18 protein-coding genes and 4 pseudogenes are annotated in these 20451 nt (G+C 68.5%); 6 read left to right on the top strand and 16 right to left on the bottom strand.

Annotation, left to right across the window (positions count from 1 at the left end):
* Window position 1: 1 nt before the first annotated feature.
* Together AB0I16_RS30430 and AB0I16_RS30425 are read left to right on the top strand one after the other, a co-directional pair.
* Window positions 2-331, top strand: coding sequence for a hypothetical protein (locus AB0I16_RS30430; protein ID WP_363252848.1), 330 nt, complete (start codon window positions 2-4; stop codon window positions 329-331).
* Between the two features lie 238 nt (window positions 332-569).
* Window positions 570-1228 (top strand): annotated as a pseudogene (locus AB0I16_RS30425) (transposase family protein); the annotation flags it as partial.
* A 2-nt stretch (window positions 1229-1230) separates the two neighbouring features.
* Here AB0I16_RS30425 and AB0I16_RS30420 read toward each other — a convergent pair.
* From AB0I16_RS30420 to AB0I16_RS30395, 6 genes and pseudogenes are all read right to left on the bottom strand, one after another.
* Window positions 1231-1874 (bottom strand): annotated as a pseudogene (locus AB0I16_RS30420) (leucine zipper domain-containing protein); the annotation flags it as partial.
* Between the two features lie 188 nt (window positions 1875-2062).
* Window positions 2063-2926: a viomycin phosphotransferase gene (gene vph / locus AB0I16_RS30415; RefSeq protein ID WP_363252847.1), complete on the bottom strand. Its 864-nt coding sequence runs from the start codon at window positions 2924-2926 to the stop codon at window positions 2063-2065.
* 54 nt (window positions 2927-2980) lie between these two features.
* A complete protein-coding gene (locus AB0I16_RS30410) occupies window positions 2981-3589 on the bottom strand; it encodes a transposase (protein WP_363252846.1) in 609 nt (202 codons plus the stop codon).
* Between the two features lie 320 nt (window positions 3590-3909).
* Window positions 3910-4842 (bottom strand): hypothetical protein, encoded by a 933-nt coding sequence (locus AB0I16_RS30405; RefSeq protein ID WP_363252845.1) that lies wholly within the window; start codon window positions 4840-4842, stop codon window positions 3910-3912.
* 362 nt (window positions 4843-5204) lie between these two features.
* Complete coding sequence (locus AB0I16_RS30400; RefSeq protein WP_363252843.1) at window positions 5205-5579, bottom strand: hypothetical protein; 375 nt, start codon at window positions 5577-5579, stop codon at window positions 5205-5207.
* A gap of 142 nt (window positions 5580-5721) precedes the next feature.
* Complete coding sequence (locus AB0I16_RS30395) at window positions 5722-5856, bottom strand: hypothetical protein (RefSeq protein ID WP_363252860.1); 135 nt, start codon at window positions 5854-5856, stop codon at window positions 5722-5724.
* 674 nt (window positions 5857-6530) lie between these two features.
* Between AB0I16_RS30395 and AB0I16_RS30390 the strand changes: the two are divergent.
* Window positions 6531-7316: pseudogene (locus tag AB0I16_RS30390) on the top strand (hypothetical protein); the annotation flags it as partial.
* On the opposite strand, the gene AB0I16_RS30385 reads toward AB0I16_RS30390, so the two are convergent.
* From AB0I16_RS30385 to AB0I16_RS30370, 4 genes and pseudogenes are all read right to left on the bottom strand, one after another.
* Complete coding sequence (locus AB0I16_RS30385; RefSeq protein ID WP_363252858.1) at window positions 7241-7699, bottom strand: CBM20 domain-containing protein; 459 nt, start codon at window positions 7697-7699, stop codon at window positions 7241-7243. The pseudogene AB0I16_RS30390 and the gene AB0I16_RS30385 overlap by 76 nt on opposite strands.
* A 547-nt stretch (window positions 7700-8246) precedes the next feature.
* A pseudogene (locus AB0I16_RS30380) lies at window positions 8247-9295 on the bottom strand (transposase); the annotation flags it as partial.
* A 68-nt stretch (window positions 9296-9363) separates the two neighbouring features.
* Window positions 9364-11076: a SpoIIE family protein phosphatase gene (locus AB0I16_RS30375; RefSeq protein WP_363252841.1), complete on the bottom strand. Its 1713-nt coding sequence runs from the start codon at window positions 11074-11076 to the stop codon at window positions 9364-9366.
* Between the two features lie 483 nt (window positions 11077-11559).
* A complete protein-coding gene (locus AB0I16_RS30370; protein WP_363252840.1) occupies window positions 11560-11964 on the bottom strand; it encodes an STAS domain-containing protein in 405 nt (134 codons plus the stop codon).
* Between the two features lie 107 nt (window positions 11965-12071).
* Here AB0I16_RS30370 and AB0I16_RS30365 point away from each other — a divergent pair, with 107 nt between their 5' ends.
* Window positions 12072-12434 carry a helix-turn-helix domain-containing protein gene (locus AB0I16_RS30365; RefSeq protein ID WP_363252839.1) on the top strand — a complete coding sequence of 121 codons (363 nt, stop codon included), beginning with the start codon at window positions 12072-12074 and terminating at the stop codon, window positions 12432-12434.
* A 975-nt stretch (window positions 12435-13409) separates the two neighbouring features.
* Here the strand turns inward: AB0I16_RS30365 and AB0I16_RS30360 are convergent.
* Window positions 13410-13991 (bottom strand): hypothetical protein, encoded by a 582-nt coding sequence (locus AB0I16_RS30360; RefSeq protein WP_363252838.1) that lies wholly within the window; start codon window positions 13989-13991, stop codon window positions 13410-13412.
* 1119 nt (window positions 13992-15110) lie between these two features.
* Window positions 15111-15491: a hypothetical protein gene (locus tag AB0I16_RS30355; protein WP_363252837.1), complete on the bottom strand. Its 381-nt coding sequence runs from the start codon at window positions 15489-15491 to the stop codon at window positions 15111-15113.
* A gap of 443 nt (window positions 15492-15934) precedes the next feature.
* On the opposite strand from AB0I16_RS30355, the gene AB0I16_RS30350 reads away from it, so the two are divergent.
* Both AB0I16_RS30350 and AB0I16_RS30345 read left to right on the top strand, forming a co-directional pair.
* Entirely contained in the window at window positions 15935-16426 is a 492-nt protein-coding gene (locus AB0I16_RS30350) for a hypothetical protein (protein ID WP_363252836.1), read from the top strand.
* Entirely contained in the window at window positions 16423-16743 is a 321-nt protein-coding gene (locus tag AB0I16_RS30345) for a transcriptional regulator (RefSeq protein ID WP_363252835.1), read from the top strand. Before AB0I16_RS30350 ends, AB0I16_RS30345 begins: the two co-directional genes overlap by 4 nt.
* Window positions 16744-17404: 661 nt before the next feature.
* Here AB0I16_RS30345 and AB0I16_RS30340 read toward each other — a convergent pair.
* The 4 genes from AB0I16_RS30340 to AB0I16_RS30325 form a co-directional block, all read right to left on the bottom strand.
* Window positions 17405-17776, bottom strand: a complete 372-nt coding sequence (locus tag AB0I16_RS30340; protein WP_363252833.1) for a MerR family transcriptional regulator — start codon at window positions 17774-17776, stop codon at window positions 17405-17407.
* Window positions 17777-17802: 26 nt separating this feature from the next.
* Window positions 17803-18570 carry an SDR family oxidoreductase gene (locus tag AB0I16_RS30335; RefSeq protein ID WP_363252832.1) on the bottom strand — a complete coding sequence of 256 codons (768 nt, stop codon included), beginning with the start codon at window positions 18568-18570 and terminating at the stop codon, window positions 17803-17805.
* A 294-nt stretch (window positions 18571-18864) separates the two neighbouring features.
* On the bottom strand, window positions 18865-19923 hold the full coding sequence (locus tag AB0I16_RS30330; protein ID WP_363252831.1) for a hypothetical protein: 1059 nt from the start codon (window positions 19921-19923) through the stop codon (window positions 18865-18867).
* Between the two features lie 72 nt (window positions 19924-19995).
* Window positions 19996-20448 (bottom strand): hypothetical protein, encoded by a 453-nt coding sequence (locus AB0I16_RS30325; protein ID WP_363252830.1) that lies wholly within the window; start codon window positions 20446-20448, stop codon window positions 19996-19998.
* Between the last annotated feature and the right edge of the window lie 3 nt (window positions 20449-20451).

Genomic DNA, 20451 nt, shown 5'->3' with positions numbered 1-20451 from the left:
CATGGCCACGGTGGAGATAGTCCAAGAGAAACTCCAAAGCGAGCTTCTCGGGGTCCAAAGTCAGGGCGCTGGAACTTCTATTGAGATCGTTGAACTGCGCGTTGCTGAAATCCGTCCGTCTTTGGTCATCGAAGTTGACGTGCAGGTCAAAGGCGACCGCTGGCGGGTCTCTCTGTCCTTTTCCAGACAGGAGGCGAGCATGGTCAGCGGCGATCTCGATGATGGAGTTGCCAGCTACCTCGCGATGCTCGCGCGTACCCATCTTTTCGAGTGGTGGCATACGAAGGACAGAGAGAGGGCGTCCAAGCGCATGGGGCGCAAGCTGAACTAGCAGCAGCCGAGGGATAAGCGCGGGCGATGGGTGGTACCGCCCTCTGTCGCCCGCTCTTCCGTCCACGTGTAAAGGGCGAGCTTGCCCTCCTGGGGAGAGATCGACATGTCCGGCGGTCGCGCCTGCTGCACCCTGGAGACATGGCCCCAGTAGCTCCGACAGTCGTGGACTCACTGAGCATTTTCAGAGTGGTCACCGATGGGGTGACGGCGGCGAGGACGAAACGCACGAGGCACCCATGCCGTTGAGGGAGGTGTTCGAAGTCTCAACTCGTCAGCACAGGTGCCTCGTTGGTTCCTATCCTGCCGCACTCGACCTGCCTCATGCGCTGGTGGAGTGGGTCACCATGCTCATCGTCACCCGCGAGGGTGACCGCCGCTGCAAGCTCCCGCCGCACCAACGCGCGCTCGTCGGACTGGTGAACCTGCGCAAGCACGACACCTTGGCTCAGATCTCCGCAGGCTTCGGTCTCTCGGTCAGCACCGCCCACGCCTACACCGTCGCGGTGATCGACCTCCTGGCCGCCCGGGCGCCCGGCCTGCTCAAGGTCCTGTGCGAGCACGAACCGGAGTACGTATTGCTCGACGGGACGCTCGCCGAATGCGACCGTGTGGGCGACGGCCGGGCCGACTAACGCACAAGCATCGACGTCACGGTGTAAGCGTGCAGGTCGTGACCGACCCGACTGGGCAGGTGCTGTGGATCTCGCCGGCCTTGCCAGGCCGGTGCCACGACCTGACCGCGGCCCGCACCCACCGGATCATCCGGATCTGCGAACGCCAAGGCGTCCCCGTCCTGGCCGACCGCGCCTACCAGGGCGCCGGTCCCTGGGTCACCACCGGGCTCAGACGGCCACCCGGCGGTCAGCTGTCCCCAACACAGCAGACGGTCAACCAGGGGACGCCCGCGTCGGTGAAGTAGGCGTGGGCCCGCTGCCAGAAGCCGGTCGCTGTGTCCTTCTTCTCGTCGGTGTGGATCTCGCTGTAGGCGAGGCGGGAGTGGTCGTCGACGGCGGTGTGGATGTAGCTGTAGCCGGCGTTGTTGCGGGTCTTGCGGCCCGCCTGGCGGCCCAGGGTTTTGTGTCCGCCGCCGTCGGGGATGTTGCCGAGTTTCTTGATGTCCACATGCACGAGTTCGCCGGGCCGTTCGCGTTCGTAGCGGCGTATGACCCGGCCGGTGGCGCGGTCCAGGTGGGTGAGGCGGGCCGGCCGGTAGCGGGTCAGCACTCGGTGGACGGTGGAGGGCACCAGGCCGAGCAGGTGTGCGATGCGGGCCGGTCCCCATCTGCGCAGGATCCTGACCTTGATGACCGGCGTTCGGTGCGGGTCGGTGTCTGGCGCGGGCTTGTGCGCGGGCGGGAGGAACGGTCGGTCATCCCGGCTTCGCCGAACTGCCGGTAGCGCTCGGCAGCCCAGCGCTTGGCCGTGGTGGGTGAGACCTGGAAGCGTTCGGTGGCCCGCCGCAGCGGCCGGCGGTCCTCGACCACGCAGCGGGCCAGACGCAGCCGTCCGGTCTCGGTCAGGGGTGCATTACGGTGGGCCACGAGGGCCTTTCTGTTGGTGTAGACGTCGCAATCCACACCGAACCGGAAGGCCCTCACCTGTTCGAGATCCCTCAGCCGAGACCTGCCTCACCCGTCCACAACCTCTCCGGACAGAACACCTGGCGCTGTGACCGCACAGGTTCGCCGGGGTGTTGTTGATATGAAGTGCTCGATGTAGCGGATGTGCCTCATCGGTAGTCGGCCAGGCCGCTCGCGAGTTCTTCTTCGTCGCCGTCGCGCATTGCGTAGAGGGCTTGCTGCAGGGCGAATGTGCCGCGGATCGCGGCGATGCGGGTATGGAGTTCGTGGTTTGACCAGTTGCCCAGGGCGAGCACCTGTTCCAGGAGTTCAGGGCCGTAGCTGGCGTCGATGGCTGCGAGGTCCTCGGCCGGGTCGCTGAGCGTGACATCGTCCCAGTCGAGTACTCCGGAGAGGTGCGGCAGGCCGTGCGTCCACTCCCAGAGGACGTTTTCGGCACCGAGGTCGCCATGCACCACTGCTCGGGTGATGCGGGGAAGGCTGTCGAGCGCTGCGAGTTCCCGCTCGGCCCGTAGGCGCCCGCTGTCGGACATGAGCTGGAACAGCTCCGCGCGCACGTTCTCCGCGAACCGCCGCCACTGGCCTTCTGCTGCGTGAGGGAGAAATCCTCGTACCGTCTCATCGGTGCCGGCACGGGCCAGAGCGGACAGCAGAGTGGCGTACTGCGCCGCCACGGCGTCGGCCACGTGGGCATCGTTGAGGGCGTCGGTCTCCAGCGGTTCCCCGGGAATGCGGCTGAGTACCAGAAACGGCGCCTCGTCGGTGCCGTGGGCCCCGCCCTGGAGCAGCGGCTCAGGTGTGCGAAAGCCGAGGTCGAGGCCCGCGAGTGCGTGCAGTGCGGCCACCCGTTCGGGCAACCGGGCGGCCGCTGCCCAGGTGCGGGGCAGGCACACGACGCGGTCTGTGCCAATCACCACGGTGTGGAATTGCCCCTGACGTACTGCAAGGTCTTCTGGTTTGTCATCGGGCAGCAGACGGCTCAGCAGAGCACGATGAGTCGTACGGACGCTCACAAGTGTGACCTCTGGATCCTTCGATGGGTCGGAGGCGATGGGCAAGAAGTGCTGTCAGGCCGCGCCGGCGAGCGGGCTTCCGCCCCGGCGAATGCCCTTCTCGCTGCGAATGCGGGCCCGTTCTCGGTGTTGAGCGGCCAGGACATCGGGATGGCGGGCGTTGGCGTTGCGCCAGCGCAGATAGGCGTGCGGGGCTTGGGTCTGCGTGGGGTGGTTGCGGTGGTTTGAGTTGGCCAGGGTGAACTGCCGCAGCGGGCCGAAGTGGGCCTCGATCGGGTTGGCCCAGGAAGCATAGGCCGGGGTGAAGCACAGCTCGACCCTGTTCTTCTTCGTCCAGCGACGGATGTCTGCGCCGGTGTGGGCGGAGAGGTTGTCCAGAATGATGTAGATCGGGGCGCCGCCGGGCCGGGCGGCATGGATCGACTTGAGCGCGGCCAGGGTGTTGGCAGTGCCCTTGCGGCGACGGTTCACGTCCCGCAGACGGTCGTCATCGACGGAGTAGCAGCCGTGGAAGTAGGTCACACCGTGGGTGTGGCGATAGGTCGCCGGCAGCATCATCGCGCGGCGACAGCGCGCCGAGTTGGTGCTGTCCCGGCGCACGATCTGCTGCAGTCTCTGCCCTTCCTGGTCGGTCAGTCTGCGCACTCGCACAGGCTCGGCCACCACACCTCCAGCGATCGGAACGGACGTCACCGCCCATCCAACCGCTCCAACTGGCAATCCGGCCAACCTATTCGGTCACAGCACCAGGGTGAGGGCCGGCGACGCGAGAGGCGCACAAGGCCCACCGTGGGCAGTGCCGCGCCGAGCCCCGACGCGGGGCTACCCCACCCGGCTCGGGACCCGTCCCGGCCGAGGCAGCGCAGCCTCAACCCGGGCCTCCCGGCGGCAGGAGGACCGCGGCCTTGGTCACGGACACCGCCGTGACCGGCCGGACAATGTCATGGCCCCATGCGCGTGCCGGCACAGCGCGCAGTCGTACGTCAGCCCGCCCGCTCATAGGTGAGGACGGTCTTCGGGTGGTTGCCGATCTTGCGTAGGCGCAGCGGGCCGTCCGAGGACTTCACGTCGAAGTCGTACTCCAACTCCGCCGGCGGGCAGTTGACGGTCCTGGTGCCCTGTTCGAGCTTGAAGTTGCTCATGGACAGGTCGTGCTGGGTGATGCCGGTGACAATGGCGCTGCCCTTGCATCGCGTGCCGGTGCGGGTCTCGATGACCACGCGTGCCCATCTGCCCGGCTCGACCTGGTGGATGGTCAGCTGCTGGCTGCCGTCCGTGGCTCGCCACCGGCCCACGAACCAGGGGTGGATGGGCTTGTACTCCGTGGCCACCTCGGCGAATCCGGAGCCTTTGCGCCAGGTCAGCGTGGTGGTTTCCAGCATGCTGGAATCGACGAAGTCCACTCGGGCGCCACCGTCGCGGATGCGGGCCTTCGGCCAGGCGATGTTGTTCTTGGTCGGGTCGGTGGTCCAGGAGGAGAGGTCCCCGGTGGCGACGGCCGCGATCACCTCTTGCGGTTCTTCGCCGTCCCTGCAGTACTTGCCGAAGCCGGCCGCGAGCCACACGGTGTCCCGGTACGCCTTCGCCCTGATGCCCTGGCACGGTTCGGTGCCGGTCTCATAGACCGTCTTCCGGGCGGACCAGGCGTCGTCAGAGGTGTCGCGATGCTGTGCCTCCAGGCCGCGGCGAGTGAAGCGCAGGGACACCTGCCGGCCGTCGGACAGTTCGAGGACGGTGTGGTCGTCGTCGTCCTCGACGACCCGTGAATCAGGCTTGTCCTCGGGTTCGCGGTGGGACTTCGTGTGCTTCGCGGTGCTGCCGGACGGCCCCTTGTCCGATTGCTCGGCGCAGCCGCCGACGGCTGTGCCGAGCATCAGCACCGCTGCCGCCCACGCCGCTGCGCTCTTCGTTCTCATGCCGTGTCAGCTCCCTGTACGCCGTGCCGCGATGCCCGGGCCGGTGGGTGGCACGAACTCGGCGATGCTAGTCGGTGGGCGGCCCGCCCCGCTCGGCCCCCCGCCCCGCTCGGCCCCCGGCACGGTGCGGCCCCGGTGGTTCCGTCACTCGTCCAGGTCGCGACTTCCGGCCCTACGGGGTGAAGGAGCCGTGCCCGGGCCCGGGCCGTCGCCGCCCGCGCCTCCAACCTACCGATCAACATCCCCGTCAGCGTCGCCTCCTCCACCTACACGGTAGAGACCCGACTGGCTTCGTTCACTTCAGGTGGTTCTGGCACGAGTTGTGTGATGGCCCACGCAGAGTGACTGCGGCTGTGAGGGGGTCAGATCTGGTGTCCTCCCGGGTGCCTGGCGTTCCAGGAGCTGATTATTGCTGCTCGCTGGTCGGCGAGATTCACGACGTCTCCGGTCGGTGCCGGGGCGAAGATGTCGACTGTCTCGGAGCCCTCGCTCTGCCGTTCCGAGTGGCGGACGTATGCCTGTCGGCCGTTGGTGAACTGTCGCAGTTGTCCGGAGGGGTGGACGTTGGGGCGGGCTCCCTGGCAGCACAGGAGGCGACCGTCACGTTCGAGCTGTTGCCGGGCCTGGGAAAGGCAGTCGAGATAGTCGGTCCCGCTGAACTCCATGCGTGAGTGAGCATCGAGGAGCGCGATGCGGGCGGTGGAGGGATCACTGAGGCAGATGGTGACGTGACGCACCAGGCCAGCAGCGTCAACGGTCTGAAGGTCTATCTCCTCGGTCCACTTCGGCCGAGGAGCGTCGCTGTCGTCAGTTGTGTCCTGCTCGGACCGGCTATTCATACCGACCATGCTCTCTGCCGTCGGCAGGCCAGCGAAGCTCTCACTCCGCCAGCAGGACGCGCTTGCGGAGGAGGGCGAAGCCGGCGCGGCCGAACATCTGGTGCCTGAGCATCTTGATCCGGTTGACGTGTCCTTCGACGACGCCGGAGCGATCCCGCGTCGCTTCGCCAGCCATGCGGCCAGGCTGGACGACTCTCGGTCAGGCAGCAGATCCACCGGCCGACGGGACTCGACGTCGGCGAGCACCGTGCCGTAGACCCGTCCCTTGCGAGTGGCGTACTCATCGACACCGGCTGCCCGCGGGGCCGGGACTTCGGGTTCGGGCAAGGCACCGAGCAGCCCGCTCCGTCCACCGGCTGTACCGCCGGGTCGGCCCGGGCAACTGCTCAGCGAACGTCTGCCGAGTACACGAAGACTGCGGGCAGAAGAGCCGCCGAACTCGCAGTTGCAGGACCACCAGACGTGCCCCGCTCGCCACGTCTGCGGGAAACCGCAGGTAAAGAGCTGTGCACCCGGGTCGACTCGCTTCCACAGTCCTGGCATGCCGCCGCGGCCGACGTACTGCTGATGCTGACGTGTATCGCCTCGGGGCTCACTTCCACATCACCTCGGGGCTCACTTCCAGCAACTGCACCGACACGGCCGCGATGGACGGTGACAGCAGGCCCCCACGAGAGGCGATATCTCTTCCACGACGCCGCACTGTCGACCACACCAAGGTAGCCCCCGGTCGTTTTGAGGCAACTTCCCGGAGCCTGATTGGAGCTGCGGCCGTCACTCGGCGTGCGCGCTTCACGGAGGTCGTGCCAGAACCGCTACCCGTGAACAAAGCCAGAGGCCGCGCTCGACATGACACGCGACCGCTACGGCCGTACCGTCCACGCCGGCGCCGCCGCAGCCGCACGCGCCCACCGCGACAAGGCCGCGGTGGAGGCATAGGCCACCCATCTCGCCCCGCGTGCCGAAGCTCTCCTCGGTGCCGCCCGCCGTGGACTCGACGAGCTGCCGCCGGCCCGGCACCTGGCCGGGCCGGCCGACCGCTCCCGGCTCCCGGGCCGAACACACCCAGCAAGCAGCCCTGTGGCCGCACCTCACCGCCTGGGCAGATCACAGCCTCATCGCCAGCAACCTCGCCAACCAGCGCGATGGCCAGCACCACGAGGCCCCGCTGAGTGACGAAGAACAGCAGATGTGGACCGAGCGGGCCCAGGCCGGGCAGCAGCGCGGCGAGCTGGATCGGACCGAGTCGTGGTACGCCGCCGACGGGCAGCCGATCACCCTCGTCCACCTGGTCGAGGACGACGACTCCACCGTGGTCGCGCTGCGAGGCGACCCGGATGCCGCGAGCTGGCAGGTGATCGGGCACTACGCCAACGAGTACGAGGCCGGGAAGCTGCTCCCGGCCGCCGTCCCGCCCGGCGTACTGCGCCCCGATGTCTCAGCATTCACCGGCCCGAGCCCGCCCCCGAGATCTCGCTCCAGGAATTCACCCGGGACGTCATCGAGGCCCAGCAAGCCGGTGACGCCTCCAACGCCCTTCTCAGTGCCACCCAGCGCGGCTACGACGCCGGACCGATGGTCCGCCTCCGCCAGGAGTTGTCGTCAGATGTCACTTCGCCTCGCCTCGCCTCGGCGCGGAGGGTGAGGGCGGCCGGGTTGACGTTCCAGCTGTCGTAGGTGCCCGGTGAGTCCTGGACGACGGTCAGGGTGCGGTTGGGAGTGCTTTCCCATGTCACCGTGCCGGTGGGTGAGCGCTTGATGTACTTGTACTGCACAGTGGCACCAACGGGCAGTCGGACACTGGTCGACCAGCGAGGATAGGAACTCGCGGTGGTGCCGAGAGGGACAGCCTTGGCCGGGTCCCAGGAGCCCAGTTCCGGAGCGTCGCCGGTGATGAACAGGGTCTCGCCTTCCGTGGTGGCCTGCACCCGGAAGCTGATGGAGACGTCCTGCGTCGTGGCTGCCCGGGCATGGGGGGCCGTGCCGACGAGCAGTGCCGCGAGCAGTGCGACGAGCATGAGCGTCGACCGCCAGGCAGCCGGTGCGCTGTTGCGTATGGAGAGCACGTCATTCCCTTCTGTGCACGAGGCGGTTGGTACCGCCGCGGGGGAGGCGGATCATGCCCGCCATCCGCGCACATCCCAACACAAGTTGGAGAATGGAGGTGGTCACGCGTGCTCTTTATGTTCAAGGGGGTGAGTCATTCGGCCACGTAGCACGGATGCCTGTAGGGCATCACTTCAAGTCCTATACGCATGACGGACGTTGTGGTGATGGATCACTTCTAGCTGGTTGATGAGGGTGCCGGGTCGGCCGGGACCTCTGGCGGTTCATCGGGGCGTCACCTCAGGTATGCGATACGGACCTCGCGAGCGATGTCTCGGCCTTGCGCAAGATGACGCAAAGTCTTTCACGAGTTGCCCGCCCGCAAGGGCTGTATGTGCGCTTTTGGGCGCCCGGTGTGTGTGCGCTGGCGGTCCAGGGACGCGGGAGGCGGTAGACGGGAGGCGGGACATGCGTGGAACTGGCCTCGCCTGTACATCTCGCAACCGTGCGCAAGTTCTTTCAGAGATGATGCTGTAGGCGTCCTGCTCTGCGCGGTCGCACTTGGTGTGTGCTCTCCGCGCGAGCGGAGGTGGAGCACTCACTCAGCTTGTCTTTTCTGCCCACGTCGTGACGGGTGGCAGGGCGGCGGTTTCTCGAACCCGGTGGCCGTCCAGGTCCGGGACGGGAGGGTTTCGGTGCGCCGGCCGGCGAGCCGGCCTTCGTGCACAGGTTCCTGAGCCCTCTGCGGACGCGGGCAGGTGTCAGTCTGCTCGCCTCGGTCGGCTTCTCCCAGGGCCTGCGGAGGTCGGCGGCCAGCGGTCGGGCGAGCCGGAGCTGGGCATAGGCGGCGATCGCCAGCCAGGTCCATCGGTCGGCCGCTTCCGAGCTGCGGAGCCGTGGCCTGGTCCAGCCAAGGGTCTGCTTGAACAGGCGAAATGTGTGCTCGATGTCGAAACGGCGGGGGAAGGACTGCCAGCAGCGGTCCACAATCCGCTTCGGTGGCGCCGGTGCGCGACCACCACAGCCAGACCGGCTTGTTGACCCCGCCGCTGGGCAGCTTCTCCACGACCAGGCGGATGACAGTGCCCTCGATGATGGGCAGCCCATCGTGGTCGAGCCATGCGGCCCGGCGGGTCAGCCGCGGGTGCAGCCGGTCCCATGCCTGCGCGGTCGCCTTCCCGAAGAGCCGGGTGTCCCGTGACAGTTGTAGCCTGCCCGGTGCCCCAGGTTGCGGGGTCGCCGAAGACGAACTCGCCGCCGTGCCCGGGCGGTCGGCCGCCCTCGGGGTTGGCCAGGCTGAACTCCTTGCGGGAGGGTGTCGGACGCCGCATCACCCGGTCTGAACGCAGCCGGCCGAGGATCTCGACGGGCAGGTCACCCAGCAGGTGGGCGATGCGCGGGGCGTCGTATCCCGCGTCCGGCACAACCAGGACCTCTGGATCGTCCGGTCGCCACTGACCGGCGATGATGAGCCGCTCGACGACCTCGCGGATCTGCATCGTGGTCACCGCGGCTACGTCGGCACCGGGCTCCAGTCGGACGGCGTCCAGCACCGCCGTCCATTTGCTCACGCACCACTCTCCCCAGCTTCCATCCCGTCCGCCGTCGCCCCATAGGCATGTGGAGCGGGCCTGGTTCATGGCGTCCAGGTGGAGCGCGCCACTGTAGGAGGTGAGGGGGCCTCGGCCGCAGGTACACGGATGGTGAGCACAGCTACGTCGTCGTCGTTGTCCAAGGGGCGGGCCTGCATCAGAGCGTCGATGAAACCCTCCAGCGGGTGGTGGGCGAGGCGGGCGGCGCGGCGGCGGAGTCGTTCCAGTCCGTCGTCGATCGGGTGGCTGGGGGACTCGATCAGCCCGTCGGTGTAGAGCACCAGTGTCGAGCGGGGTGGCAGTGTGCTGGTGGTGTCGGTGCGGTGGAGGCCGGCCTGGGCGCCGAGCAGGATGCCGTGCCCGCCGGTGAGGTAGCGGGCGCGGCCGTCGTCGGTGACCAGCAGGGGAGGAGGGTGGCCGGCGTTCGTCCAGTGGAGTTGCCACTGCCCGTCGGTCTGGGGCTGGAGCCGGCCCAGGATCATCGTCGCCATGCCGACATCGGTGATGTGGGGCAGGGACTGGTCGAAGCGGTCGACGATGACGCTCGGCGGTTCTTGCTGGGACCAGGCGTAGGCGCGCAGGATGTTGCGCAGCTGGGCCATGCCGGCCGCGGCGTCCAGATCGTGTCCGGCGACATCGCCGATCACCAGGGCGAGGGCCTGGTCGGGCAGGTGGAAGACGTCGTACCAGTCTCCGCCCACTTGGGAGGCGTAGGGGGCGGAGAGGTAGCGGGCGTTCATCTCCAGGCCGGGCACGCTCGGCAGTTGCGGCAGCAGGTGGCGTTGCATGGTGTCGGCGACCTTGCGCTGACGCTGGTAGAGGCGGGCGTTGTCCAGCGCCAGGCCGGCCCGGCGGGTGATGTCCTCAAGGAGCGGGATCTCGGCGGTGGTGAACGCATCGGGCTGCCCGGACCGGCCCAGGGTGAGTGCGCCGAGGACTTCGCGCAGGCCCCGGATGGGGGCGATGACCGCGGAGTGCATGCCGGTGGCCTCGAAGAGTCTGCGCTGTTCGATGGCGATGTGGGTGTCGGGCGGGCCTTGATACGTCTGGGGGGTCGCCAAGGTGGAGCCGGCGCCGCGCAGCGCGCGTGACAGCGGCAACGGTGAGGTCTCGGGGACGGAGAGCAGGGTTCCTTGCAGGTCCTGTCTGCGGGTGACGCCCCGGTCGTCGCCGTGGGCGACGAGGGTGCGCTGGACGTGGCCGCTCTCCGTGATCAGGTCGACCACCATCCAGTCGGCCAGCATGGGGATGACCAGCCCGACCAGCCGGTCCAGTGCCTCGTTGACGTCGAGAGTGGCCGTCAGCTGCGTGGTGGTCTCGGCCAGCAGCGCCAGCCGCTCCAGCTCGGGCAGCAGCCCTGTATGGAGGGTGGAAGACGGCAGGGAGACACCGGCCGGGTCGTACTCGTGGAAGACCACCAGGGCCCCGGTCTCCTGGGGGGTGAAGCGCATGGGGGTCACCAGCCAGGACGCTGTCAGCAGTGTGCCGTCCCCGCGTAAGAAGGAGCCCTGTTCTTCCTGGCGTGCCTGGCCGCCGATGAAGGCTTCCATGATCATGCACTGGCTGCGCGGCATGCGCATTCCGTTGGCCTGCCGGTGAAGGAGCTCGTGCGCGTCCTGCCCCAACGCTTCGTCCGCGCTGAGGCCCAACATCATCTCGGCCTGCGCGTTCATCGCGACCAGAGCCCAGTCGGCATCCACGGCGTAGGCCCCGGCGCCCAGCCGGTCCAGCGCCTCACCCAGCAGACGCTGCAGCATGACCAACCGCTCACGAGGGCTCACCGAACCCGCCGTGTCCTTCATCCCCGCACCTCCACGCTCCGGAAGGACCAGTGCGCCCGGCACTCCGGCCCCAGACCGCAGGACGGCGCTGGTCACGGCACCGGCAACCGTACAAGGGACACGGCGCTGCCGCTGCTCAGGGACGGCTGGGTACCACAGGAACCGTACACGGTGGATACCGGCTACCACGTAGTGCGCGCCCACCCGGTTGCAGCCGTACGGGTCGAGGTACCGGGACCACATGCGGCATCTCGCCGTCAGTGCTCAGATGATCCGAAGGAGATCCTCACCCGGCCCGCCTCCGCCTCCGCCACCCCCTGGCAGTTCGCTTTCGGTACGTACGCGCTCGCAGGGAGGTGATGCGTCGTGCTCGGCCGGGTTCGTCCCGGCTCCGGTAAGCGGCCCGGCGTCATACTGCCGCGCGGGGGTCGTCACACGGCACACTGCCGCGCGGGGTCGTCACACGGCGGTCGCATCTTCAATCGTCTGCCTGATCGCCAGGACGCTGTCGCCGCCAGTGATCTCGCACAGGCGTCGTACCTGTGCTGAGGGGGCGACGAGGCGCAGCGTCCCCATCTGGTGGGTGAGGAGAAGCAGGTCCAGGAACGATGAGTCGGCGAAGGCGACGCCGGAGGCGTCCAGGACGACTTTCGCGTACCGCTTCGCCGCCGTGTGCAGCGCCTTCTGCAGCGCAGTGATCGAGCCCATGTCGTACTCGCCGGAAGCGACGATCACGCAGGCCCCGCGGTACTCGTACCACCGCACCTCGAAGCCGTACGAGGTGCGCGCAGCGATCCGCTCCGGCGCCGGCGTTGCTCTGGTGCTGCTCGCGAGCGTGGGGAAGGCAGCCTCGTTCCCGGGCACCTCGGGCTCCTTCTGTGCTTCTCCCGTGCGGGAGCACGTCAACAGTTACCGGAAAAGTATGTCATGTAAAAGACTTCCGGCAACAGGCGTCCCCTAAAATGCTGGGCATGGCCGCAGTACCTGAGTCCCACACCGGATGGACGTTCATCACCAGCCACGCGCGCGTGCTGGCAGCCATCGCCGACAACCCGAACATCCGCATCCGCGAGATCGCCGCCCACTGCCGGCTCACCGAGCGTGCCGTGTCGAGGATCATCTCCGACCTGAAGCAGGACGGTTACCTCTCGCACACCCGTGAAGGGCGCACGAACACCTACCGCATCGATCCGGACAAGGTGCTGCGCCATCCCGCCGAGGCCGGCCTGCCCGTGGCCTCGCTGCTCTCCCTGCTCGTACAGGACGAAACCGAACGCACCGGCGCACCGGCCGCCCCTACGCAGCACCTGGTGGACACCACCGCCGCGAGGTAGCACAGCCCCTTCCCCCGGGCTCAGAGCCTGTCTTTGAACCCCCGTCGTCCGCGCGGAGCGCGGGCGTGCCGGGCGTCGCTGCGCAGGCGAGGGTTCAAAGACATGCTCTGACATTCCCGCGGCCCGTCCCAGGGCACTGAGCGGGGCCATGGGGCCTGGGTAGGACCTCTGGGGGCCTGTCGCTGCCGGATGGGCCGGACCGTTCCGCCAGGGGGTGCGGCGACTTCGGGACCAGGTCGAAGAACCGCTACCCGGCTACCCGTCACGACGTGGGACGCGCCCTCGCCACCGGCGAGGCACACAACCTTCCCGCCCATCACAAGGTGGGCACCGAGCCCCGCAGACCAGGCTGACGAGCGACACAGAGGACCAGCGCACTGAGCGCATGCGCTATGAGGAGAGAGCCAACCTCAGGGTCGTTGCGGTTCTGGTCCCCCTGGCCGTCCTTGTCGCCGTCATCGACCCACTCCTGCAGTGCCTCTACTGGCCCACGGAATCACTCGACAGTCTCGTCGAGCGCTGAGGTTGAACGACTTCCCAATAGTGCGCGTCAAGCAGCCGCGGAGATCCCGGGGGGGACGGACGGAATTCGTAGGGCGTGTTGTCGCGGGTCATGGCTCAGAGGGCGTTGAGACTTTGGCGGGCCAGTGCCAGCACGGCCTGGACGTGAGTCTTCCCCTCGTTGCGTGTGCGCTGGTGGTAGCGCTGGGAGACGGGACAGCAGCGAAAGCTGGCCATTGCGGCGAGGTAGCGGGGCCGCAGCGGGCCGCGGTGTAGCGGTTTGAACATGTCCGCCTCAGTCCGCTGTTCGTTCTGCGGTCCCGCGGACGGCCTCACCGGCGTTGTCCTACACAGCGATCGAGTCGCGTATCCCAATGAGCGGTTGTGACCGTCACGGGCTCCGGCGGCCGAGTCACTTCAGCCGTCAAGCGACGACAAACTCGCCTTACCCGGAGTCCTACGGGCTCACCGATCCTACGAATGACCGGCGGGAGGACGGTCCAGGTTGAGGATGTCACCGGTGGGTGGTTTGGCCTTGAGGGGCTTGTCGAAGTCACTGTAGGTGAGTGCTATCGGCTTCCCGCCTCCGGTCCTCTGCACCATCCTCAAGAGGTAGGGCTTGCCCTCCGTGGCGACGTACAGGGTGAATCTGTATTTGCCGTCGATGCCGGACAGCTTGATCGCGGGAGTGCCGTCAACTGTGGCTCGGCCCTCCCTGCGCGTCGTAGAGGTGTCGATGTCCTCGTAGTCGGACATCTGAACGTCAAGGTCGCAGAACCTGGCGTAGGCTCTGCCCTCTTCGCTCATCCTGCTCGTCTGCGCCCAGCGGCCCGCGAGCAGGTCGACCGCAGTCTCGACGTCGCTGGCCCCCTGCTTGTCGCCGGCGGCGCGCAGAAGCCCCTCGTCGTACTTCCTGTAGACAGTGTCGTCAGTGATGATCAGACGCATCGAACCCGTATGTGACTTGCCCATCGTGCCCGTGCACGTACCTGCGGTGGTGAAAACCATGTCGAGGGTGTTGAGGCCGCTGACCGTTTCCGAAGTCGTTCCCTTCATTCGCAGTGAATACGTACCCGTGGTCGTCGAAATGGCTTTAGCGGCGATTGCGGCACCGGACTGTCCGGCGAAAGTATCCGTTTGCTTGCGCTTGCCTTCTGCCAAGGCCTCGCCTCCGGCCCTGGTGTCCCCGGTCCCGGCACCGCACCCTGTCAAGGCGGCAGCGAGACAGACCGCAGTGATCGTGGCGGTAGGCAGGTGCAGGTACTGACGCACGGAATCCCCCCGGGGGTAGTTCACCGGAAGACCCCTGCATCGGCGTCTCCCGTCGCGAGGCTCCCTCCGCGCGACGGCTGAGCATATCGGCACCACCCGGTGCCTGTGGTCTGGGCTTCAGCTGGCGGCGTCAGCTGGTGAGGGAGTGCCCGGCAGTATTCGGGGTGCTGGGCGAGGATGTGTCGCCGCAACTTCCCGGCTGCACCGGGGCCGTGTCCTCGGCTCACCGGGCCTGCGAATGACCGGCGTGCCCGCACCGGAACGGAAGGACCAGCTGAGCTGTCCAGCACCTACCGATCTGCCCTTTCTGGCACCGGCTGGCGGGTGCCAGTGCAGGCTGCACGCTTGTGCTGGAGGTTTCACGGCGGGTGTCCAGTCGGTGGGGTGGCTGGGCTGGTGTGCGGGCCTTGACCCTTGGTCCCGGACGCACGAGACACCGGATCTTGAGGATCTGAGAACGGACTTCTCGTGGTCATGGAGAATTATCCGCGTGGAACACCGCGGGCAATGTGGGCAGATGGAACCGCAGCGGTCGAGTCGCTGCCCGCAGAGAAACCACTGAAGGGTCTATCTGCCGCCCGCCAGGCCACGTTCCGCCAGTCCTGTACGACTCCCTGCCCGTCCCGCCCCTGTCTGCCGCTTCCTCGCCGCCGATGAATGGACCAAGGTCACGAACCCGGGTACACCGCAACACAAGATGATCAGTTGCGTGGGGGTTGGCGGGACGGTTCGGCGCTACTGCCGGGAGTGCGGTGGTCCGCTGCCGGCGACGATGGCGGCGGCCGCGGTGCTCTGCTCAAGTCGGTGCAGGCAGCGGCGGTGGCGGAGGGTGGACCAGGCACACTCACCGCCATCGCAGCAACCCTCATATGCCGCCGCCGAATGGCCGAATGGAATGGCGGCTTAGCAGGTCAGCCGACGTTCGGCGCTTTCGTAGGTGGCGAGGTTGTAGTCGACGCTCACGACGGTCTTGTAGGTGTAGGTGCCGGAACCCGTGCAGGTCCACCACGCCATCTTGGTGCCGCTCTCAAGTGGGGTCCAGTCCACTTCCTCCCAGCCGTACCAGCGGTGACGCTGCAGGGAGATGGTGGCATCCGTGCAGCCGCTGCGGGTCTTGCCGGCCTTGCCGATGATCTCGCTGATGCCCTTGTAGGGGGCCGAGACGCTGTAGCAGTTCCGGTCCCAGTCCGAGGCGGCGGCCGGAGTGGCCGGCATCAACAGCGTGGCTGCGCAGGCCAGTGCCACGGCGACGGATGACTTTCCGGCGATCCCGAGAGTGCTCATGACAAATGTTCCTGTCTGCGAAAACATGCGGGGTGCAAGAGATACGGGAACACTCTCGCACCGGGGCCGAGACAAGATCAAGCCAGATCCTGGCACCAGCAAACTCAGTCCTGTTGCGGCGAGTTGGCATCCAGCACCCCTACGCGAACCCGGCAAGGTGAAGGAGTGACCTGCAACCCCCACGGCCGAACCTGGCTGTCGATCTGCGACGCCCTCGCCGCGAACTGCCGTTCGCTCGCATGCGCCGCCAGGCCCGCCACCGCCCGCCGCGGAACCCGCTCCTCCCGGCCACACCGGCCGACTGCACTGACGGCGTGGCCCGAATCCGGCCCGAGTACCCGTCCGACCAGCCGATCTCCGACGCCGTGGCCGGAGACTCCTCACTTGCGACCCCGGAAACACGAGACTTTCCATGCCGGAAACAGACTGCTACTGTTTCCGACATGGAAACCAACGGGGTATCACTCACGTCGGAACAGGCCCGCGCCGCCCTGGCCGACACCGACCGCGTCCGGGTCTCGGCCACGGCGCTGTCGGCCACGCCGTGGCCGACCTGGTTCTTCATCACCCTGACGCTCTACACCGCGGCACTTCCGATCATCTTCGGCGGCCTCATGGCCGACCGCGACTGGCTGCTGCCGCGCCCCGCCTGGATGGCCACCATGCTGACGATCACCGCGCTCTACGCGGCGCTCTTCTCCATCGCGGCGAAGGCGTGGCGCGACAAGACCGGCGTGGCGCTGCGGCTGGACGTCCTTCCGAAACGGGCGACCCTGCCGCTCATGGTCGGCATGCCCCTGCTGCTGGTCGGCGGACCGTACGCCTTCCGCGCCACGGGACAGCCTGCGTGGCTGATCGCGGCCACACTCCTCGGCGCGGCCGTGTCCGTCGGCTTCCACCTCACCTTCGTACGCCTGCACCGGAGGACCGCGTGAGCGCCGGAAACGGCGATCCGCTGGAGGGCTTCGACACCACCATCCACGCCCCGCACCGCCTGCGTATCTGCGCCCTGCTGGAGGCGGCGGGAGAGGCGGAGTTCGGCCTGGTCCAGAAGAACCTCGCCCTCTCCGCCTCCGCGTTGAGCAAACACGTCACCGTCCTGATGGACGCCGGCTACGTCGACCAGCGCAAGGCCGTCCGCGACACCCGCCGGCGCGTGTGGCTCCGGCTGACCCGAGAGGGCCGGGCCGCGTACCAGGGGCACCTCGCGGCACTGCGCGCGATCGTGGAACCATCGGATCAGACACCCTGACGCGGCTGTCGGTGCCGCGTGACACTGCACCGCCAGGCGGTTCAGCCCCGGGCGGACCTGTGAGAACCAACGGGTCCGTCCGGGGCCGAGTCGTGCGCGGTGAGGCGAGGCCGACGGGGGCGTTGTCGTCCCTTCCGTCGAGGCGCTGCATGTGGCCGAGCGTGGAGCGGGATTGACGGGCCCAGTGTGCCCTGGTCGGCGACGGCGATGCCGTCGCGGCCCTTGCGGCGGGCTACGCAGCAGCAGCCGCTCGCCCGGCGGCCGTGGGGCGTCCAATCCGGTGCCGGCGCTCCGGCCGCCGCGCGCGGTGGGCCATGCGACCGTCGGCGCCCAGCGCACTTCCGCGCTGCGCAGCAGCAGCCTGGCCTCGGTCGTCAGCCGCACCCACCGCCAAGCGGCCTCGATCCGGCCGCCCCAGCACGCGTAGGCGGCCTGGTGGAGCGTCAGCGTAGTACCGGGTGGCCAGCCGGAGCAGGTGTTCGTCCTCCTGGTGTGCTGCCAGCCGTCCCCCGGACCTTGTCGCGCCCCCGTGTGCGCCGCCGGCGTTCCCGCCCACTCCCGGTAGACCCCCGTCGCCAGCGCCCCGCTGCAGCGGCCACTTCTGCCGACCACCACCGTGCCCGTCACGGTGTTTCTTCGGCTTCTGCGGCGCGGCAGGCGTTCAGGCCGCTGGGCGGATGCGGCCACCGGTTGCCTGGCGCAACGCGGCTTCCAGACGGTCGCGGGCCTCGGTCTGGGCAGCGATCCGTTCGTTGAGGACCGTCAGCCGTTCCAACGCGACCCGAAGGCCCTTGCCCGAGGGCGGTGCGGCGGCCACATCGCCGTCCAGACACGGCAGGAACACCCGCACGTCGTCCAGGGTGAGCCCGGCGGCCAGCAGGTACCGGATATTGCGGACCCGCACCACCGCCCGCTCCTCGTAGATGCGGTAGCCGTTGGGGGCCCGCTGCGAGGAGATCAGTCCGGCCTGCTCGTAGTGCCGCAGCGCACGGGCGGTCGTCCCGGTGGCCTTGGCCAGTTCACCGATCCGCACCTGTCCCACCTCCCGGGCCACTCCTATCACGCCACGACCGCTCCGCCGTCCACCGGGAGCACCACTCCGGTGACAAACGACGCGGCCGGTGCGGCGAGCTGGGTAATTGCCCAGGCCACCTCCTCGGGGCGACCGATCCGGGCCAGGGGGGTGTGCGCCAGCTGCCACTCCCGCACCGCTGCCATCCGCTCCGGCGTCAGGCCCTGGTGCTCGCCGATGGGGGTGTCGATCGCGCCGGGGGCGACCGCCACCACCCGGATGCCGCGGGGTGCCAGCTCGACCGCCCAGCTACGGGTCAGCAGTTCCAGAGCGGTCTTGGTAGCCGCGTAGACCGAGCTGCCGGGCCAGGCCCGCTGCCCCACCGACGTACTGACATTGACGATCACCCCGCCCGACTTCTCCAGGATCGGCAGCGCGGCCTGGGCCAGCAGTATGGGGGCGACGAGGTTGGTGGCAAGCTGAGCCGCGATCACCTCCGGCGTCAGCGTGCCGAGGGCGCCGCTGCGCACGATGCCTGCGTTGTTGACGAGGACGTCCAGCCTGCCGTGTGTCTCCAGTACGGCCTGGATGATCCGATCCGGCTCGCCCTCGGCGGTGATGTCGGCGGCCAGTGGCGTGATCCGGTCGTGCCCGGCCGCGGTCTCCTCAAGGGGCTCGACCCGCCGCCCGATCGCGAGCACGTGGGCGCCTTCGGCGGCGAAGGCACGGGCGGTGGCCCGGCCGATCCCGGTGCCGGCTCCGGTGACGGCGACGATCCTGCTGCTCTGCGGTGCGATGCTGTTCATGCCGGTCATCGTGCAACCCTGTCGCCAGCGGCAAGGTCAAGCAGCGTCAGCCGAGCATCCTGGCGATCACCGGTGCCGGGGCCCGGCGGACGAGTCGGCGGATCGCCGCTGTGGGTCCTGGCCTCGTCGGGAAGCCGCGGTGGCGGAGCCGAGGTGGCGGAGTTTCCGGCGTCATGGGTTGTCCGGGTCGGAGGACAGCGGCCACACGGTCTCGGAGCGGGATGTCGTCTCGGGTGACGAGCTGTCGCAGCGGCGCGCGTCGTTGCGATCCTCTGAGAGGTGCTGCCTGCCCGTCGGCAGAGGTCAGTCGGTGTGGCGGTGAGCATACCGGCGCAGGAGTCCGGGAAGCCGTCGCGACTCCGCGTCCCGTTGCGCGCGCAGGGAGTTCAGCTCGTCCGTGTGCTCGGCGACGGCGGCGTTCTGGAGCTCCGACTCGACGACGAAGTTGACGCCGAGAACGTTCGTCCGCAGTTTGCAGTCGACGTCGGTCCTGGCGACGGCCCTCTCCCCGCGGGTGGGGGCGGTGTTCTGGAGGTCCCATCGGGGGTCGTCGACCGCGGCGGCGGGATCGCGGTACGTGAATCCCCGCTCGCGCATGCACTCCGCCCACTTCTTGTTCACCGCGGTGACGCGTGGGTCGGAGCGTGAGCGTACGAAGAGTTCGCGGCGCAGCCGGGCGACCAGCGCGTCGCCCTTGCGGGCCGCCATCGAGGTGTCGCCCTGAACGGTACGGGCTGCCTCCCCGGCGCACCCGCCCTCAGGAACGGGTTCGCCCCGGACGGTTCCCGCATCGCCCCCGCTCTTCGTACGGCCGGACAGCGCCGTGCGTTCCGCTTCCGAAAGGGAGTTGACGGCCTGCGGCGCACGGCTTCCCGTGGACGCGTCGCTCAGGTGATATCCGGACTTGGCTGCGATGGCGCGGTCGCTGACTCCGTAGCGCCGGGATGCGTACTCGCGTTGGGTCGCCGCCGCCTCGGCGATGTACCCCTCGGTCAGATGCGGAAGGTAGCGGAATCCGAACCTGCGCATGCAGTCCTGCTGGGCCCGGTAGACGAGGTATTCGCTGGTGGCCTGCTCCTTGGGGCGCAGGGTGAAGGTGTCGATCGGCAACCGCAGTTGGGTCATGCTCGTGGGCGTCGGTGTCGGGACCGGGGTGACAGCGGCCGAGGGCTTCGGTGCGGTGTCGCAGCCGGTGAGCGGAAGCGCGAGGAGGGCGGCGCCCAGGCAGAGGGCGGCGTGCCGCACCCTGCGGCGCCCCGAGCGCCCCGAGCGCCCCGAGCGCCCCGGGCGGGCCGGGCGGGCCGGGCGGGCCGGGGGTGCGTGGTGCGGCCTGGGTTGCTCCGCGGCGGGTTCTTCACCCATGGAGGGTCTCCGGTTCCTTCGTGCAGAGGTCGGTCCGCCCCCGTTCGAGGGCGGACCGCTTCAGCGTGCGGCTCAGGTGCAGGAGTCCACGCGGATCGACGCCTCGTTGTTGCGCAGCGTGCTGTTGAGGTTGCCCCCGTGCCCGGCGTGGAGCCAGTTGGCGTCGCCCTGGAAGTTCGGTGAGACGAACGTGGCGACGTGGCAGTTGGTGGTGTTGTTGCCCATGGAGGCCGCGTTGTTGCGCACCACCTGTCCGGCGCCCGCCGAACCCGTGCCGTGGTTCCCGAACTTGTTCCCTCCGAGGTCCTTGTCGGAGGTCGACGTCGGCGTCCAGCTCGCGTTGTCGAGGTTCGGGCTGTAGTACAGGCACATGTAGGTGCCGCACGGCTGCCAGAACGAGGGCCACTTGTCGATGTTCCACGAGGTGGCGCCCGCCGTGGGGGCGAGCGTGAGGGCGCCCGCCCCGAGTGCGGCCATGGTGGTGGTCACCACGGACGCCCGTTTCAGGGCACGAGTGAGTCTCATGGT

Source organism: Streptomyces sp. NPDC050703 (assembly GCF_040654435.1).
Lineage (GTDB): Bacteria > Actinomycetota > Actinomycetes > Streptomycetales > Streptomycetaceae > Streptomyces.
Note: the sequence above shows the minus strand (reverse complement) of the source record. Positions and strands in the feature narration are given on the sequence as shown.